The sequence below is a fragment of the Pseudomonas sp. MYb541 genome (genome assembly GCF_037479595.1).
GTDB classification, from domain to species: Bacteria; Pseudomonadota; Gammaproteobacteria; order Pseudomonadales; family Pseudomonadaceae; genus Aquipseudomonas; species Aquipseudomonas canadensis.
The window spans coordinates 37,370-53,882 of sequence record NZ_JBBGYS010000019.1 but is presented as its reverse complement, the minus strand read 5'-3'; the positions used below and the strand labels follow the sequence as shown (position 1 = coordinate 53,882).

Sequence of the window (16,513 nt, the reverse complement as noted above, 5' to 3'; positions counted from 1 at the left end):
CCCTGCCCGGTGGAGGTGTCACTCACGCACGACACAAGGACAGACCATGAGCATTGAATTCATCGGCTACATTGGCGGCCATCACGCTTCCGAAATCCATCCGCGCAGCGGCCCTACCCTGCAACCCGACTACGTAGAGACCGTGGCCCGCGCCCACGAAGACGCCGGCTTCGACCGCGCACTGGTGGCCTTCCACTCCAACAGCCCGGACAGCACACTGATCGCCTCCCACGCCGCCAGCGTGACCCAAAAACTTCAATTCTTAATCGCCCACCGTCCCGGTTTCGCCCAGCCCACCTTGGCTGCGCGCCAGTTCGCCACCCTGGATGTGTTCAACGGTGGGCGCACGGCCGTGCATATCATCACCGGCGGCGACGACCGCGAACTGCGTGCCGACGGCAGCCACATCGGCAAGGACGAACGCTACGCCCGCACCGACGAATACCTGAGCGTGGTGCGCCAGGAATGGACCAGCGAACAGCCTTTTGACTTCAAGGGCACCTACTATCAGGTCGAAGGCGCGCACTCCACAGTGAAGTCGCCGCAACAGCCGCATATCCCGCTGTATTTCGGTGGTTCGTCCAAAGCCGCGATCGAAGTGGCCGGCAAACACGCCGATGTGTATGCGCTGTGGGGCGAAACCTACGAACAAGTGCGCGAGATCGTGACCCAGGTGCGTGCCGAAGCAGCCAAGCATGGACGCACCATTCGCTTCAGCCTGTCGCTGCGGCCGATCCTTGCCGAGACCGAAGCACTGGCGTGGGCACGGGCCGAGCGCATCTTGCAGCAGGCGACCGAGCTGGCAGAGAAAAATGGTTTTGTGCGGCGCGAACCGCCGAATGAAGGCTCGCGCCGGTTGCTCGCAGCGGCGGCGCAGGGGTCGCGCCTGGATAAGCGCTTGTGGACGGGGATTGCGGGGTTGCTCGGTGCACAGGGTAACTCCACGTCGCTGGTAGGCACCGCTGAGCAAGTCGCAGAGGCGTTGGTGGATTACTACGATCTGGGGATCACCACGTTCCTGATCCGTGGGTTTGATCCGTTGAATGATGCCATCGACTATGGCAAGCGCCTGATTCCCCTCACTCGCCAACTGATCGCTGAGCGCGAGCAGGCCCAGCAAGTGGCTTGATCCCCAGGGGAGTTGGTTAGCCAACTCCCCCACTGAAGATTCAGTTCTTGTAGTCGGTATCACTGCGCTCCAACTGCCGGATCAACGCATTCCAATGCCGCGCCACACCTGGGCCTTCCCCACTGGCAAACACCTTCGCCTGCTGCTCGACCTTCTCCACTACGTCTGTCGGTGGGAAGATCAACTCCGCATTTCCCGCCGCCTGCGCCGCGACCTGGATATTGCACGCACGCTCCAACTGCTGCAGTTGCTGGAACGCATGCTCGACACTGACGCCTGCGGTCAACAACCCATGGTTACGCAGAATCATCACGCTCTTGTCTCCCAGGTCCGCGACCAGGCGCTCACGCTCGTCCAGGTCCAGGGCGACGCCTTCATACCCGTGGTACGCCACCCGCCCGGAGAAACCAATGGAATGCTGGGAGATCGGCAGCAGGCCGTCTTTTTGCGCTGACACTGCAATTCCGTCGCGGGTGTGGGTGTGCAGCACTGCTTGCAGGTCGTGGCGTGCACCGTGGATGGCGCTGTGGATCACATAGCCGGCGTAGTTGATGCCCAGGCCGGTAGGGTCGTCGACGATGGTGCCATCGAGGTCGACCTTGACCAGGTTGGACGCGCTGATTTCATCGAACAACAACCCAAAGGCATTGATCAGGAAATGCTCGTCCGGGCCCGGTACACGGGCGGAGAAGTGGGTGTAGATGTGGTCGGTCCACTTGTACAAGGCCGCCAGGCGATAGGCGGCGGCCAGTTTGACGCGCACTTCCCATTCTTCCGGAGTGACGCGCTGGCGAACATTAGTGGAAACGCTGGAAATCGAGGTGACGCTGCTCATGGCAAAACTTCCTGGATGGCCTTAAGGACTTCCAGGCAAGCCTAGGGGATGCAAAAAAATAATAAAAAGCACATTTTAATCTAAGCTAATTATTATTTTTTTTTCATATCAAGCCGCATCCTTGATCTTGTGCAACGAGGCCGCGACCCACTTGCCAAACGCATCCACCGGCCCCTGCAGGTTACCCAAGAAGTGCGGATAGATCAGCCACAGGTCCATCACCGGCTTGAAATCCTTGAGCGGCACCACCGCCAGATGCTCACGATGGGCGCTGCGCTCCAGCAACGGGCGTGGCACCAGGCCCAAGCCCAGGCCGTCCGCCACCAAGCCCAATTGCAGCTCAGTGCCAAAAGTCTCCAGGTTCACCCGCAATGCCAGCCCCTGATCGGACAAGGTCCGCTGCAAGCCTGCGCGGAAACCGCAACCGTCCGGGTTGAGAATCCAGCCGTTCTGGTACACATCCGCCAGCTTGCAGGGCTTCTTCGGCAGTTGGGCCTTGGCACACACCACCACCAGTTCCATCTTGCCGATGGACTCGCCGATGATGTTGTCCGGGAAGATCTTGCCCGCCGGGAACAACGCCGCAGCCGCATCCAACTCGCCGCGCTCGATCTTGCCGACCAATTGGCTGCCCCAGCCCGTGGCGACCTGGGCGCGCAGGTCCGGGTATTCGGTACGCAGGTGCTTGAGCGCATCCAGCAGCACCACATCGCCAATGGTCTGCGGCACACCCAGGCGCAGCACGCCGGTGGGTGGTGCGTCGGTGGCCACCAGCTCACGCAGGGCATCCATCTCGCGCAGGATCAGCCGGCACTGCTCGTAGACGCGGGTACCGATCAGCGTAGGCTTGAGGGGTTTGGTATTACGGTCGAACAGCTCCACGCCCAGCGCCTGCTCGAAGTTCTGCACACGGCGGGTAATGGCCGGCTGGGTCAGTTGCAACGACTCAGCGGCATGGCTAATGGACTGGCAACGAATCACTTCGACAAAGGCATCGATATCGTCAATTTTCATTTGGGCCGCACATAGAGAACAGTCATTAAAATGTGTGCGAAGCATAGTTGCAGGAAAGCTATCTGGATAGTCCGCGCTGTGATCGATAACGTCTAACGCTATTCAGACCGGTTCTAAATTACCTTCAGCTATAAGCTAATCATTAAAAAATAGCATATTAACTATAAACATTATGCTTAGATAAACCCATCACCACCGACCACACCATGGAATTGTCATGACCCAGGCCAAGCACCCCGAAAGACTCAGAGCCTTCATCGGCGCCCTGGCGGAATTGATCGACGGCAATCCACGCGAAGGCGACCTGTTGCACCGGGGCGGCAAACTGCTGGCGCAACTGGTCAGCCATGATGACTGGCTCCCCGATGCGTTCGCCCAGCCCGATCCCGAGCGTTATCAGCAATTCTTGCTGCACGCCGACTCGCGCCAGCGCTTCAGCATCGTCAGTTTTGTGTGGGGGCCGGGCCAAAGCACGCCGATTCATGACCATCGGGTGTGGGGCCTGATCGGCATGCTGCGCGGTGCCGAATTTTCCCAAGGCTTCGAGCGCGCGCCGGATGGCCGCCTGGTGGCTGAAGGCAAACCGATCCAGTTGGTGCCGGGCCAGGTTGAAGCCGTGTCGCCCAAGGTCGGTGACATCCACCAAGTCAGCAATGCCCACAGCGACCAGGTGTCCATCAGCATCCATGTGTACGGCGCCAACATCGGTGCGGTGCGCCGGGCGGTGTACCAGCCCGACGGCAGCGAGAAACTGTTTATCTCCGGTTATTCCAACGCCTTCCTCCCGAATATCTGGGATTTGTCCAAAGAAAAGAGCCCTGCCCTATGACCACCGCATCCACCCGCAGCTTTGCCCAGCTTCGCCAGGCCCTGTTGGACCATCAAGAAGTCGCCCTGATCGACGTGCGCGAAGAGGCGCCGTTTGCCGAATCCCACCCGCTGTTCGCCGCGAACATACCGCTGTCCAAACTGGAACTGGAGGTGTATTCACGCATTCCACGGCGTGACACCCAGGTCACCGTCTACGACAACGGCGAAGGCCTGGCGGCCCGTGCTGTCGAGCGTCTGATCGCCTTGGGCTACACACAGGTCAGCCTGCTTGAAGGCGGGTTGGACGGTTGGCGCAAGGCCGGTGGCGAGCTGTTCATCGACGTGAACGTGCCGAGCAAGGCGTTTGGTGAACTGGTAGAAAGCGAGCGGCACACACCGTCACTGGCCGCTGAAGAAGTACAGGCCCTGCTCGACAGCCAGGCCGATGTGGTGGTGCTCGACGCGCGGCGTTTCGACGAATACCAGACCATGAGTATTCCAACCGGCATCAGCGTGCCCGGTGCCGAGCTGGTGTTGCGCGCCCGCGAGCTGGCGCCGGACCCGGCCACCCGCATCATCGTCAACTGCGCCGGGCGCACCCGCAGCATTATCGGCACCCAGTCGCTGATCAATGCCGGCGTGGCCAACCCGGTGTCGGCGCTACGCAACGGCACCATTGGCTGGACCCTGGCCGGGCAGAAACTTGCCCACGGCCAGTCGCGCCGTTTTGCGCCGACCTCGGAAGAGCATCGCCAGGTCGCCGCCGCCGATGCCCGGCGGGTTGCCGACAAGGCCCGCGTGGGCCGCGCCACCCTGGCCGATCTGCACGCCTGGCAGCAGGAACCGACGCGTACCACCTACCTGTTCGATGTGCGCACGCCGGAAGAATTCGAAGCGGGGCATCTGCCGGGCGCGCGCTCCACGCCAGGCGGTCAGTTGGTGCAGGAAACCGACCACGTCGCCAGTGTGCGTGGCGCGCGACTGGTACTCGCGGATGACGACGGCGTGCGCGCCAACATGTCCGCCTCCTGGCTGGCCCAGCTGGGTTGGGAAGTTTACGTACTGGATAACCTGCAACCCACGCACTTCAGCGAGAAAGGCGCCTGGATCGCGCCGGTGCCGACGCCCGCCCAAGCCGAGCTGATCAGTCCGCACACCCTCGCCGACTGGCTCAGCCATGGCGACACCGTGGTGCTGGACTTCACCGCCAGCGCCAACTACGTGAAACGTCACATCCCCGGTGCCTGGTGGGCGCTGCGTGCACAGCTACCCCAGGCCCTGGCCAAAGTGCCTGCCGCTCAACGCTACGTGCTGACCTGCGGCAGCAGCCAATTGGCGCGCCTGGCGGTGGCGGAAGTCGAAGCCATCACCGGCAAGCAGGTGTTCCTGTTACAGGACGGCACCGCCGGCTGGATCAACGCGCAACTGCCGCTGGAAGAAGGTGAAACTCACTTGGCCTCACCGCGCATCGACCGCTACCGCCGCCCGTACGAAGGCACCGACAACCCCAAGGAAGCCATGCAGGCCTATCTGGACTGGGAATTCGGCCTGGTCGACCAACTGGCGCGCGACGGCACCCATGGTTTCTATGTGATCTGACGGTATGCCCTTGCCGGGCCTTCACAACAGCCGACCCCTTCTCCAGGCGGAGGCGACTGCAACCTAACCCTTAGCCTGGAGCCTCTCTTATGCGTCTGACCCTGCCCCTCCTGCTGATCGCTCTACTATCGGGCATCACCTACGCCGACGACCTGCAACCCTTGCGGGTCGCCAATCAGAAATCCACCATCAAGGCGCTGCTGGAAGCCTCCGGCGAATCGAAAAACGTGCCCTACGAAATCCGCTGGTCGGAGTTCCCTTCGGCCTCGCCCCTGGGTGAAGCCTTGAACGCCGGGGCCGTGGACATCGGCGCCCTCGGTGACGCGCCCTACGTGTTCGCCCTGGGGGCCGGTGCGTCGCTCAAGGTGGTCAGCATCATTCACTCCGAAGGGCGTAACACCACCGCCCTGGTGGTGCCCAAGGATTCACCGATCAAGACTGTCGCCGACCTCAAGGGTAAGAAGATTGTCACCGGGCGTGGCTCCATCGGCCATTACCTGGCGATCAAGGCCCTGGCCACCGCCGGGCTGACCTCCCAGGACGTGCAGTTCATTTTCCTGCTGCCGAGCGAGTCGCGCCTGGTGCTGGACAACGGCACCGCCGACGCCTGGGCCACTTGGGACCCGTACACCACCGTGGTCACCTCGCAAAGCCAGGCCCGCGTGCTGATCAGCGGCAACAAGCTGCTAAGCAATCACCTGTACCTCGCCGCCACCAGCCAGGCCATCGCCGACAAGCGCCCGCAACTGGATGACTTTGTCGCCCGTCTCGACCGCGCCTATGCCTGGGCCAACGTGCACCCCAATGAATACGCGGCCGCCCAGGCCAAGATCACCGGCCTGCCGCTGGCAGTGCATGTGGAAGTCGCCAAGGACACCCACCTGACACCGGTCGCCATCGACGACGCGGTCATCAGCGGCCTGCAAGCGACCGCCGACACCTACCAGAAAGAAGGCCTGCTGCTCACGCATATCGACGTGTCACAGGGCTTCGACAAGAGCTTCAACGCCAAGCGTGCCCCCCTTTCCCAAGCCTCGCGCTAATAGGAGCAGAACATGAGCAAACCACGTCAATTCAAACCACGCCATTTAAAATTGGGTGCAATGGTCCACGGCGTCGGTCACGGCTGGGGCGAATGGCGACACCCGAACGCCCAACCCAACGCCAGCACCAGCTTTGGCTTCTACAAACAGCAGACTGAACTGGCCGAAGCCGCCAAGTTCGACTTCGTGTTCATCGCCGACAGCCTGCATATCCACGCCAAATCCAGCCCGCATTACCTCAACCGTTTCGAGCCGCTGACCATCCTCTCGGCGCTCGCGGCAATCACCACGAACATCGGCCTGGTGGCGACCGTGACCGTCAGCTACACCGAGCCCTACCAGGTGGCGCGCCAGTTCTCGTCCCTGGACCATATCAGCGGCGGCCGCGCCGGCTGGAACGTGGTCACCTCCTGGTTGAGCGGCACCGCCGACAACTTCGGCAAGGCCGAGCATCCGCCCCATGCCGTGCGCTACCGCATCGCCAAGGAACACGTGAACGCGGTCAGGGGCCTATGGGATTCCTGGGAAGACGACGCCTTTGCCTACAACAAGCAATCCGGCGAATTTTTCACCCCGAGCAAGCTGCATGCGCTGAACCACAAGGGCGAGTTCTTCTCGGTGAAAGGCCCACTGAACATCGCGCGTTCGCGTCAGGGCCAGCCAGTGATTTTCCAGGCGGGCACCTCCGAAGATGGACGCAACTTCGCCGCAGAAAACTCCGACGCGATCTTTGTGCATGTGGACAGCATCGAGGAAGGCCTGGCCTATTCCCAAGACCTGAAGCGCCGCGCCAAAGGGTTTGGCCGCGACGCCGACAGCCTGTCGATTTTGCCGGGTATCCGCCCGATTGTTGGCCGCGATGAGGCCGAAGTGGAAAGCCGCTATCAGCAGGCCGTGGACCTGGTCACCGTGGAAGATGCAATCGTCGCCCTCGGCCGCCCATTCAACGACCACGATTTTAGTCAATACCCGCTGGACGCACCCTTCCCCGAACTCGGTGACCTGGGTTCCAACAGCCAGAAAGGCGGTTCCGACCGCATCAAGCAATTGGCCAAGGACGAAGGCCTGACATTGCGTGAAGTGGCCCTGCGCTTTTCGCGGCCAAAACGTGATTTTGTCGGCACCCCGGAGCAAGTCGCTGACGCGATCCAGACCTGGTTCGAAACCGGCGCCAGCGATGGTTTCATCATCAATTCGGTACTGCCGGACGGCTTGCAGTATTTCACCGAACTGGTGGTGCCGGTGCTGCAGCAACGCGGCCTGTTCCGCACCGAATACAGCGGCCAGACCCTGCGCGACAACCTGGGCCTGGATGTGCCGGCCAACCGCTACAGCGTCGCCGCCGAGGTTGAAGCGCAGCAGCAGGCGCTGGCATGAGCCAATCCTCGCACCCTTCCCTACGCTCCGTGGAAGTCGCCCATTTCGACGCCCTGCTCGAACGCCTCACCACCGAGCTGGCCAGCACCGCACATGTCTATGACGAGAGCGGCGCCTTCCCCCATGCCAACTTCCAGTTGCTGCACCAACATGGCCTGGTCGCCCTCACCGTGCCCAAGGCCCTGGGCGGCGGCGGCGCGAGCCTGCCCCAGGCTCGCAAGGCGATCAGTGCGATCGCCAAGGGCGAGCCGTCCACCGCGCTGATCCTGGTGATGCAGTACCTGCAACACACGCGCCTGCAAGACAGCAAAACCTGGCCGCCACACCTGCGCGCACAAGTGGCGGAAGACGCCGTGCGCAACGGCGCCTTGATCAACGCCCTGCGCGTCGAACCCGACCTTGGCACCCCGGCCCGTGGCGGGCTGCCGGCGACCACCGCCGTACGCACCGCGGAGGGCTGGCGCATCAGCGGCCGCAAGATCTACTCCACCGGCAGCCACGGCCTGAGCTGGTTCAGCGTGTGGGGCCGCAGTGACGATGCCGACCCACTGGTAGGCGCCTGGCTGGTGCCCAAGGACAGTCCCGGCGTGACCATCATCGACACCTGGGACCACCTGGGCATGCGTGCTACCTGCAGCCATGAAGTGGTGCTCGACAACGTGCTGGTGCCGCTGGACCACGCCGTCAGCGTAAGCCCCTGGAGCGCCCCGTCGCCGGAGCTGGATGGCGAAGGTTTCCTGTGGATGTCGGTGCTGTTGTCGTCGGTATACGACGCCGTGGCCCAGGCTGCGCGGGACTGGCTGGTGAACTGGTTGGAAGAACGCGCGCCGTCCAACCTCGGCGCTGCGCTGTCGACCTTACCGCGCTTTCAGGAAACCGTCGGCCATATCGACACCCTACTGTTCGCCAACCGCAGCCTGCTTGATGCTGCCGCCGAAGGCCACACCCCGGCCGCCCATGCGGCGCAGTTGAAGTACCTGGTGACCCACAACGCGATCCGCGCCGTGGAGCTGGCCATCGAAGCCTCGGGCAACCCCGGCCTGTCGCGCCATAGCCCGTTGCAACGGCATTACCGCGACGTGCTGTGCAGCCGCGTGCATACCCCGCAGAACGACGCCGTATTGCAAGGCGTCGGCAAAGCCGTCTTCGCCCAACGCCAGAAGGAACGCACATGAGTCAGGTGATTGTCGCCAGCCAGCTGGACGAAGATTTCAATGAAGTGATTCGCGAGCGCTTGGCAAAGATCCATCCCGACGCCCAGGTGATCGACGTCCCCGTTGGCGTACCGAGCGACCTGCCGCCCCAGGCGAATATCCTGCTGCTGCGCCCGATCAACGTGCGCGGCTACACCGCGCCGGACACGCCGCCACCGGGTTGGCCTTACGGCGCGCAATGGGTGCATCTGGTGTCGTCGGGCATCGATTTCTACCCGCAATGGCTGTTCAACGGCCCGCCGGTGACCACCTCCCGTGGCAGTGCCGCTGACAACCTGGCCGAGTTTGCCTTGGCCGCGATCTTTGCCGCCGCCAAGCATTTGCCGGACATCTGGGTAAAGGATTCGCAGTGGAATTTCACCGCGTTGCGCCCGCTGAAGGGCACCACATTGGGCATCCTGGGGTTTGGTGCGATAGGCGAACGCCTCGCGCAAAAAGCCCTGGCCCTGGGGATCAAGGTCGTAGCGTTGCGCCAAAGCCAGGCGCCGTTCAGCGCGGGCGTGGACGCCGCCAAGGACATCCACGACCTGTTCGCCCGCGCCGATCACCTGGTGGTGGCGGCACCGCTGACCGAGTCCACGCGGCAGCTCATCAACCGTGACGTGCTGGGTAGCGCCAAGCCGGGGCTGCACCTGATCAATATTGCGCGGGGTGGGTTGCTGGATCAGGAGGCGCTGCTGGAAGCGCTGGACAATGGGCGGATAGGCCTGGCATCGCTGGATGTGACCGAGCCGGAGCCGTTGCCGGACGGGCATCCGCTGTATACCCATCCGCGTGTGCGGCTATCTCCGCATACCTCGGCCATTTCGACCAACAGCAAGGAAGAAATTGCCGATACGTTTTTGGCGAATCTGGCGCGGTATGTAGCCAATGTCGAACTCTACAACCGCGCCAATTGATCGCCGTCTACTTGATGCGGTAATGGAAAGTATTGCGCACAGCCGGCACCGGCACGGGTTTTCCATCGACGATCCTCGGCTGGTAGCGGAAGGTATTCGCCGCCGCCAGTGAAGGCCGCATGAACAGTGGATGGCAGCCGTCCAGCACCTTGGGGTTTTCTACACGCCCTTGGGTGTTGACGGTGTACTCCACTGAACAATCGCCTTCGATGTTTTTGTCCAGGGCACGCTCCGGATAGTCCGGCGCCTCTTTGCTCAAGGGTTGGTACTGACGGCTGTCGAAGGCCGGCGCGGCGGCCGGTGCTGCAGGGTGCGCACGTTCAGCGGCGAGGCGCTCCTGGGCCAGACGCTGCTGCTCCAGCTCGCGGTTGCGCTGTTCAGTGACCAGGCGCTCCTGTTGCTGCTCCAGCTTCTTTTCCTCGACCCGCTTGCGCGCCAATGCGGCTTTTTCCAGTTTTTGTGCCTGGATCTGTGGATCGATCACCGGTTTCGCCGGCACGGGAGCGACCACAGGCTCCGGCGCAGGCGCTGCGACGGCCACCGGCTCAGGCACGGGAGCGGGCGTCGGCGGCACCATCACCAACTGGGTATGCATCACCCTCGGCGTTTCCACCTGCGGCTTATCTGTCGACCCACCCAGCATCAACACCGCCAGCACGCCTACATGCAGCGCCACCGCGAGGCTGGCCGCCACGCTGTTTCTCCAGAACCCGGAAGGCTCCCCAGGCCCCACTGCGAGCATCGGACTGTGCATGATCATTGCCGTCATTGCGGGGCCTCGGTCACCAACCCCAGATTGCTGACACCGCCCTTCTGCAACACCGCCATGGCTGCCACGACCCGGCCGTAGCCAGCGCTGTCGTCGGCGCGGATATACACCTGGGTATCGCTGCGCGCCGCCACCACCTGCATGACCTTGACGCCCATTTCATCCAGGGTCACGGCGCTGTCGGTCTGGTGCGTGGTATCGAGTTCGCCGCCCAGGTTCCAGTAGTAGCCGCCGTCAGCCTTCACCGACAGCGTGAGGATCTGCTGGCGCGTGTCGGTGGCCAGTGCCTCGGCGGCGACTTTGGGCAGCTCGATTTTTACGCCTTGGGTCAGCATCGGCGCGGTGACCATGAAGATCACCAGCAGCACCAGCATCACGTCGATGTAGGGCACCACGTTCATCTCGGCCTTGGGCCCGTGCTTGCGTTGCGGCCTGGTCAACATCGGTTTGCTCCTTGTTCAGGCGGCCACGGCCAGGTTGATCGGCGTACCGCGCAAGGTGCGGTGCAGGCGCACTTGCAGTTCGTTGCCGAAGGCGTAGTAGCGGGTCAATAGTGTCTGGCCACGTGCCGCGAAGCGGTTATAGGCGATCACCGCCGGGATCGCCGCGAACAAGCCGATGGCAGTGGCGATCAGTGCCTCGGCAATGCCCGGCGCTACCGTCGACAACGTCGCCTGCTGCACCTGGGACAAACCGATAAAGGAATTCATGATGCCCCACACGGTGCCGAACAAGCCGATATAGGGGCTGACCGAACCCACGGTCGCCAGGAACTGCAGGCCCTTTTCCAGCTCGATTTCCTGCTCGGTGATCGCCACCTGCAAGGCGCGCTCGACACCTTCCAGCACGGCCGGATCGTGGCCCAGCAGGTGCTGGTATTCCTGCACTCCCGCGATAAAGATCGGCGCAATGCCGCCCTCGCCCGCTTGCACGGTTTCGCGGTGCAGCGGCTGCAAGTCCGCAGCGCTACGAAAGCGCAGTACAAAACCCTTCAACTGGCGCTCCAGGCGGCGCAACACACTGGCGCGCTGGATGATCAGGTACCAGCTGAGCAAGGACGCCAGCAGCAGCGTGACCATCACGGCCTTGACCAACAGGCTGGCGTCACTGATCAAACCCCAGATCGTCATATGTTCCATCGTCGCGTGCATGGCTAAGCTCCTATTCGATTAAAAAGTGATGACCGGGTGATGACGCCTACGGCAATTTCAATGCGCGGGTCACCTCGGCCCACGGCACGAACTTGAAGTTCTGGGTCTGCTCGGGCATGCGCTTGCGGCCGTCCTGCACCACCAACATGCCCTTGCTCCAGGGCCCGCCGAGGTTCATGGCAGTCACTTCCAGACCGTCGGTTTCCGAAGCGCCATCGATCCCTGCTGCCGCGTTCAGGCCGACACGAAAGGCGCCGTGGGTGGCGAACGGCGGCTCGGCATCCAACACCAGGTAGCTGTCATTGCCCTGGCTGGAGATCACCAGGTAGTCGCGTTCCTTGCTCTGGTATAACGCCAAGCCCTCGACATCCGCATGCAACTGCGGACCGACCTTGATCACGCTGGTGAGCGTGGCGGGTTGGTCGGCGCGGGCATCCACCGCCCAGACGCCGACATCTTCTTCACCGATGAACAAGCGCTGACGCTGGTCATCGGCCACGCAGCCCTCGGGTTGGCTGTCGACTTTGAACTGGCGCACCAGTTCGCCCTGCACCCGGCCGTCCGGCGCACTCAGGCGGTATTGCAGGAAGGTGCCGTCCTTGCCATTGGCGATCGCGTAGATCTCGCCGCTGGCGGGCTGGAACAGGCAAATGCCGTAGATTTCCTTGAGCGGCGTCGGCACTTCACCCGCTTCACGCAACTCGCCGCTCTGGCGGTCGATGCTGAACAGGCTCAGGCTGTTGTGATCGCGATTGCTCGCCACGGCGAGGTCGACTGTTTGCGCGCCGAGCTTGAAGTTGGCGCGCACGTCAACGTTATTCAGGCGACCGACCGCCAGCTCCTGCAGCAGCTTGCCGTCGAGGTCATAGGCCAGCAGGCCTTGCTTTTTGTTGGTGCCGAGCACGCGGCTTTTGGCGGGTTGTTCGGGGTGAATCCAGATAGCCGGGTCATCCGCCGCATCCCCCTGGCGACCGACCGGGTCGGTCTGGCGCAGGGCGGCGACTTCCGGCACTACCGGCTCCGCGGCCACAGGCGTTGCCTTCCAGTCGAGTTTGCCCTGGTAGAGCCTGCCGGTGTCGTCATCCCGCACCAGCACGTGCTGGCCGCTGACGCTCAGTTGCTCCGGTTCTTTCAAGCCCGGCAGCGTCAGGCTGCCCTGTTCAACCCAGCGCTCGCCGGTTTGCTGAAACAGATGCAGTTGGGCCGCCTTAGGATCCAGCGTCACCACCCCGCCCGGCACCAGCGCCATGGCGCCAGCCTCGCGTTTGGGGTTGTCGAACAGCGCCAGCGGGGTGCGTTTCACATCCGCCTCAGGGTGTGCCGGGTAGGCCCACCAGCCGACGTTTTCTTCATTGACCAGCAACTGTTGGGTCGCGTCATCCACCTGGCAGAACTGTGCCGACGGCGGCAGCGGCAAACCGCGCACGCGCTGAGGGTTGCTTAACAGCGTTGAACCATTGCCCACCAGCCATTGCTCGCCCTTGCCCTCTTCGCCCACCAGGAACACAAACAGGTTTGATGCCCCATCGCGATACAGGCACAGGCCGTTCACCGGGTAGTCGCGGGTGGGCACGTACAGGGGCTGGCCAAAGGTCTTGGTGGACGCATCGAGGCTGATCAGCAGCGCCTGTTGGCGGTCGTTGTCGAGGCTGGCCACGAGCGTCTGGGCACCGGCAGCACGGGTGTCGAGGCTGCTGAAGCTGCCTTTGAAGCTGGCCAGTTCCGCGCCTTTGCTGTCGAGCAGTTGCAGGCCGTCGCGGGTGCTGGCGGCCAGGCGCTGGGTGCCTCCAGGTAGGAAGGCCACCGCTTCGGCATTCAGGTTTGGCGCCCAAGGGACCAGCGCCAGGTCGGCGGCCATGGCTTGACCACAGGTTGCTAGAGCGATCAGCAAATACAACTTGGAAATTCTCATGAACAAACAAATCCTTTGAAAACACTGGAGATCTACTGTGGGAGCGGGCATGCCTGCGACGGCATCGACGGGGTCTGCCTGAAACAACGAGGTGTCTGCATCGCAGGCAAGCCAGCTCCCACATTCAAATCGGGGTTGGTGCTTAGAAATGGGTGAAGGTCAGGCCCAGCTTGTAGGTGGGGCCGTACTCTTCGTACTGGCCGTTGTAGCTGCGGTGGCCGGTGTAGACGAAGTACGACTCATCGGTGAGGTTCTGGGCCTCGAAGCTGACTTGCAGGTTCTTGGTCAGCGAATAGCGCGCGCTGAAATCGACGAAGGTCTGCGCGTCGACGTGCAGGTCGTGGGCTTTGTCGTTGATCGAGGCCAGCTCAAAGAGGTAGGCTGATTTGTAGTTGGCCGACAGGCGCAGGCTGAGCTTGTCGTTCTCCCAACCGAGCATCAGGTTGCCGACGGTGTCCGACTGATTGGGCAGGCTGATGTTGCGCTTGCGATTCGCGCCGCTGGCGCTGTCGAAGCCTTCGATGTCAGCACTGGAACGGCTGAATGTGGTGTTGGCACCGACCAGCAGGCCATTCCACGGTGCCGGCAGCCAATCGAATTTCTGTGAGTAGGCCAGTTCCAGGCCGTAGAGCTTGGCGCTGTCGCCGTTGGCGTAGGTATGCGCCTCGGAAAAGTTGGTCCAGGCCCCGGTGCCCGCCAGGTCGGTGTTGTAGACGAAGTTCTTGATGTCCTTGTAGAACACAAATGCGGAGACCGTACCGGCACGGCCCATGAAATGCTCGATGCCCAGGTCCAGGTTGCTCGACTCCAGGGGTTTGAGGTCCGGGTTGCCGAAGGTGGCTTCGTCATCGTCGATCACGAACCCTGGCGCCAATTGGCCAAAGGTCGGACGCACCACGGATTTGGTCCAGGCCGCGCGCACCTGGGTGTTCTTGTCGATCTGGTAGCGCGCATGCAGGCCGGGCAGCCAATGATGGTAGCGGCGCTTGGTCTCGGTGGGTGTGAACACCCCGTCCGTGGCGCCGGTACCCTTGGCTTCGAATTCGGTGCCCTCGTAGCGCAGGCCGGCGATAAAGCGCCAGTCGTCGATGTCGATGGTGTTCATCAGGTAACCGGCGTTGATGTCTTCACGGATGGTGAAGTCGTTGACCCGGGATTCGGTCTCGTCATAAAAGTCCGCGGCGTTGAGGCCTCCGATCAACTGCTTGATGCTGCTGGGGCTGATGCCCGGCCCGTAGTTGCCCAGGCGGTAGTCGACGTTGCCTTTCTGGAACTGGCTGAGGTTGAGCTGGTCGTCGGTAAAGCCGAGGGTGTCGAAGTCTTTGTAGACCCAGGCCTCCAGGTCGTTGTCCTTGTTGCGACGGCTGACTTTGCCGCCGAACTTCACCTGGGAGGCATAGCCGCTCAGGTCATAGTCACGGGCCAGGTCCAGGCGCAGGTTTTTCTCGGTGTCCTGGGTGTTCTGTTTTTCCCAGTCGACCTTGTCGAGGGTGAAGTTGCGCGCGTCGTAGAAGCCGCTGCCAATGATCGGACGTGGCTTGTCCTTGTCGTAGAAGCCGCTGTTGGCAAAGTCGCCGCCGTCGAATGTGGCACCGGCGATGTGCGCCGGGCTGTCTTCGCTGGATTGGCTGTAGCCGGCCTGGCCGCTCAGGGTCCACAGGCCGAGCATGCGCTCGCCGCCGAATACGTAGGACTGGATTTCCTGGGTTTCTTCGCGGTTCTTCAGCTTGCGTTTGGCCTCGGCATCGCCCAGCTCGCCGGGCGCTTGGGGGTCGGCAAATTCGAGGCTGGTGGAGTTGCGGGTCTCGGTGTCTTTGTAGCGGCTGTAGAGGGTGCGCAGGTAGTAGCTGCTGAGGTCATCGGGCTTGTAGTCGAAGTTCAGGCCGCCACCGGCACGTTCTCGGCTGATGTCGTAGTCACGTTGCTCGAATTCATTGAGCTTGGCGCCGTTGGTGAAGTCCCAGGCGCCGCCTGTCTCGACGTTGTCCGAGCCGAAGTCACGCTTCTGCCAGCTGAGTGCAGCGGCCACGCCGAAATTGTCGATGCCGTCGCCGAGGCTGAAACGGTTACTGGCGGCACCGGAGAATTTCGGGCTGGTCTGGTGGGTGTTTTTGTCGTAGCTGGCCTCGGTGCTGCCGGTGTAGAACAGCCCCTTATGGTCGAAGGCCGACAGGCTCTGCACATCAACGGTGCCGCCGAGGGAGTTGGCGTCCATGTCCGGCGTGAGGGTCTTGATCACCGACAGCGACTGCACCAGCTCCGAAGGCAGTACATCGAGGGCCACGGCGCGGCGTGCGCTTTCCGGGGCCGGCACCAGGGTGCCGTTGATGGTCACGCTGTTGAGGTCCGGGCCAAGGCCACGCACGCTGACAAAGCGCCCTTCGCCCTGGTCGCGCTCCACACTGATGCCTGGCAGGCGCTGCGCCGCCTCAGCGACGTTTTCATCCGGCAACTGGGCCACGCCGTCGGCATGCACCACGCTCTTGATGCTGTCGGCGCTGCGTTGCTCCTTGAGCGCCTGATCAATGGCTGCCGCCTGGCCGACCACCTCGACGTGCTCGGTGTTGGCCACTTCGGCCGCCGAAAGCCGCTCGCTGGCCATCGCCAGGGCCAAGGCAGTAAGCGTGAAGCCGACGAGCCCGGTGCGCTTGTACATGCAATCCTCCCCAAGAATCCGTTGGCGCCAGGCAAGAGGCCCGGCAACTGGGAGGGCACGCTAGGGGTGGGGGATGACGGTTCTGTGACAGGGGTCGCCTGAAAA

14 protein-coding genes are annotated in these 16,513 nt (G+C 62.7%); 7 read left to right on the top strand and 7 right to left on the bottom strand.

The genetic code is table 11. From position 1 onward, the window contains the following. The first annotated feature begins 46 nt into the window (after positions 1-46). Positions 47-1,129 (top strand): LLM class flavin-dependent oxidoreductase, encoded by a 1,083-nt coding sequence (locus WH299_RS13765; RefSeq protein WP_028616633.1) that lies wholly within the window; start codon positions 47-49, stop codon positions 1,127-1,129. Positions 1,130-1,169: 40 nt separating this feature from the next. On the opposite strand, the gene WH299_RS13760 is transcribed toward WH299_RS13765, so the two are convergent. Next, positions 1,170-1,964, bottom strand: coding sequence for a class II aldolase/adducin family protein (locus WH299_RS13760; protein WP_339550519.1), 795 nt, complete (start codon positions 1,962-1,964; stop codon positions 1,170-1,172). A 108-nt stretch (positions 1,965-2,072) separates the two neighbouring features. Beyond that, positions 2,073-2,978: a LysR family transcriptional regulator gene (locus WH299_RS13755; protein ID WP_323625496.1), complete on the bottom strand. Its 906-nt coding sequence runs from the start codon at positions 2,976-2,978 to the stop codon at positions 2,073-2,075. Positions 2,979-3,195: 217 nt separating this feature from the next. Here WH299_RS13755 and WH299_RS13750 point away from each other — a divergent pair, with 217 nt between their 5' ends. The 6 genes from WH299_RS13750 to WH299_RS13725 all read left to right on the top strand — a co-directional run bounded on the left by WH299_RS13750 (position 3,196) and on the right by WH299_RS13725 (position 9,920). Beyond that, the gene (locus WH299_RS13750; protein WP_033897171.1) at positions 3,196-3,807 is read left to right on the top strand and encodes a cysteine dioxygenase family protein; all 612 of its coding nucleotides are present in this window, start codon (positions 3,196-3,198) and stop codon (positions 3,805-3,807) included. Further along, positions 3,804-5,387, top strand: coding sequence for a rhodanese-related sulfurtransferase (locus tag WH299_RS13745; protein ID WP_323625497.1), 1,584 nt, complete (start codon positions 3,804-3,806; stop codon positions 5,385-5,387). The genes WH299_RS13750 and WH299_RS13745 overlap by 4 nt, the downstream gene beginning before the upstream one ends. A gap of 89 nt (positions 5,388-5,476) precedes the next feature. Next, positions 5,477-6,430, top strand: coding sequence for an ABC transporter substrate-binding protein (locus tag WH299_RS13740; RefSeq protein WP_028616637.1), 954 nt, complete (start codon positions 5,477-5,479; stop codon positions 6,428-6,430). 12 nt (positions 6,431-6,442) lie between these two features. Further along, positions 6,443-7,807: an LLM class flavin-dependent oxidoreductase gene (locus WH299_RS13735; protein WP_339550518.1), complete on the top strand. Its 1,365-nt coding sequence runs from the start codon at positions 6,443-6,445 to the stop codon at positions 7,805-7,807. Further along, the gene (locus tag WH299_RS13730; protein ID WP_122728848.1) at positions 7,804-8,982 is read left to right on the top strand and encodes an acyl-CoA dehydrogenase family protein; all 1,179 of its coding nucleotides are present in this window, start codon (positions 7,804-7,806) and stop codon (positions 8,980-8,982) included. The genes WH299_RS13735 and WH299_RS13730 overlap by 4 nt, the downstream gene beginning before the upstream one ends. Next, entirely contained in the window at positions 8,979-9,920 is a 942-nt protein-coding gene (locus WH299_RS13725; protein WP_122728849.1) for an NAD(P)-dependent oxidoreductase, read from the top strand. The genes WH299_RS13730 and WH299_RS13725 overlap by 4 nt, the downstream gene beginning before the upstream one ends. Before the next feature lie 7 nt (positions 9,921-9,927). Here WH299_RS13725 and WH299_RS13720 read toward each other — a convergent pair whose 3' ends face one another. From WH299_RS13720 to WH299_RS13700, 5 genes are all read right to left on the bottom strand, one after another. Then, on the bottom strand, positions 9,928-10,689 hold the full coding sequence (locus WH299_RS13720) for an energy transducer TonB (protein ID WP_339550517.1): 762 nt from the start codon (positions 10,687-10,689) through the stop codon (positions 9,928-9,930). After that, entirely contained in the window at positions 10,686-11,132 is a 447-nt protein-coding gene (tolR, locus tag WH299_RS13715; protein ID WP_028616642.1) for a protein TolR, read from the bottom strand. The genes WH299_RS13720 and tolR overlap by 4 nt, the downstream gene beginning before the upstream one ends. 15 nt (positions 11,133-11,147) lie before the next feature. Beyond that, positions 11,148-11,840, bottom strand: coding sequence for a protein TolQ (tolQ, locus tag WH299_RS13710; RefSeq protein ID WP_339550516.1), 693 nt, complete (start codon positions 11,838-11,840; stop codon positions 11,148-11,150). Positions 11,841-11,886: 46 nt separating this feature from the next. After that, positions 11,887-13,752 (bottom strand): phytase, encoded by a 1,866-nt coding sequence (locus tag WH299_RS13705; RefSeq protein WP_339550515.1) that lies wholly within the window; start codon positions 13,750-13,752, stop codon positions 11,887-11,889. A 142-nt stretch (positions 13,753-13,894) separates the two neighbouring features. After that, a complete protein-coding gene (locus WH299_RS13700) occupies positions 13,895-16,408 on the bottom strand; it encodes a TonB-dependent receptor (protein ID WP_339550513.1) in 2,514 nt (837 codons plus the stop codon). Positions 16,409-16,513: the final 105 nt, after the last annotated feature.

Coding starts and splice junctions, on each gene's coding strand:
- WH299_RS13765 (WP_028616633.1), top strand. CDS start 47: ATGAGCATTGAATTCATCGGCTACATTGGCGGCCATCACGCTTCCGAA.
- WH299_RS13760 (WP_339550519.1), bottom strand. CDS start 1,964: ATGAGCAGCGTCACCTCGATTTCCAGCGTTTCCACTAATGTTCGCCAG.
- WH299_RS13755 (WP_323625496.1), bottom strand. CDS start 2,978: ATGAAAATTGACGATATCGATGCCTTTGTCGAAGTGATTCGTTGCCAG.
- WH299_RS13750 (WP_033897171.1), top strand. CDS start 3,196: ATGACCCAGGCCAAGCACCCCGAAAGACTCAGAGCCTTCATCGGCGCC.
- WH299_RS13745 (WP_323625497.1), top strand. CDS start 3,804: ATGACCACCGCATCCACCCGCAGCTTTGCCCAGCTTCGCCAGGCCCTG.
- WH299_RS13740 (WP_028616637.1), top strand. CDS start 5,477: ATGCGTCTGACCCTGCCCCTCCTGCTGATCGCTCTACTATCGGGCATC.
- WH299_RS13735 (WP_339550518.1), top strand. CDS start 6,443: ATGAGCAAACCACGTCAATTCAAACCACGCCATTTAAAATTGGGTGCA.
- WH299_RS13730 (WP_122728848.1), top strand. CDS start 7,804: ATGAGCCAATCCTCGCACCCTTCCCTACGCTCCGTGGAAGTCGCCCAT.
- WH299_RS13725 (WP_122728849.1), top strand. CDS start 8,979: ATGAGTCAGGTGATTGTCGCCAGCCAGCTGGACGAAGATTTCAATGAA.
- WH299_RS13720 (WP_339550517.1), bottom strand. CDS start 10,689: ATGACGGCAATGATCATGCACAGTCCGATGCTCGCAGTGGGGCCTGGG.
- tolR (WP_028616642.1), bottom strand. CDS start 11,132: ATGTTGACCAGGCCGCAACGCAAGCACGGGCCCAAGGCCGAGATGAAC.
- tolQ (WP_339550516.1), bottom strand. CDS start 11,840: ATGCACGCGACGATGGAACATATGACGATCTGGGGTTTGATCAGTGAC.
- WH299_RS13705 (WP_339550515.1), bottom strand. CDS start 13,752: ATGAGAATTTCCAAGTTGTATTTGCTGATCGCTCTAGCAACCTGTGGT.
- WH299_RS13700 (WP_339550513.1), bottom strand. CDS start 16,408: ATGTACAAGCGCACCGGGCTCGTCGGCTTCACGCTTACTGCCTTGGCC.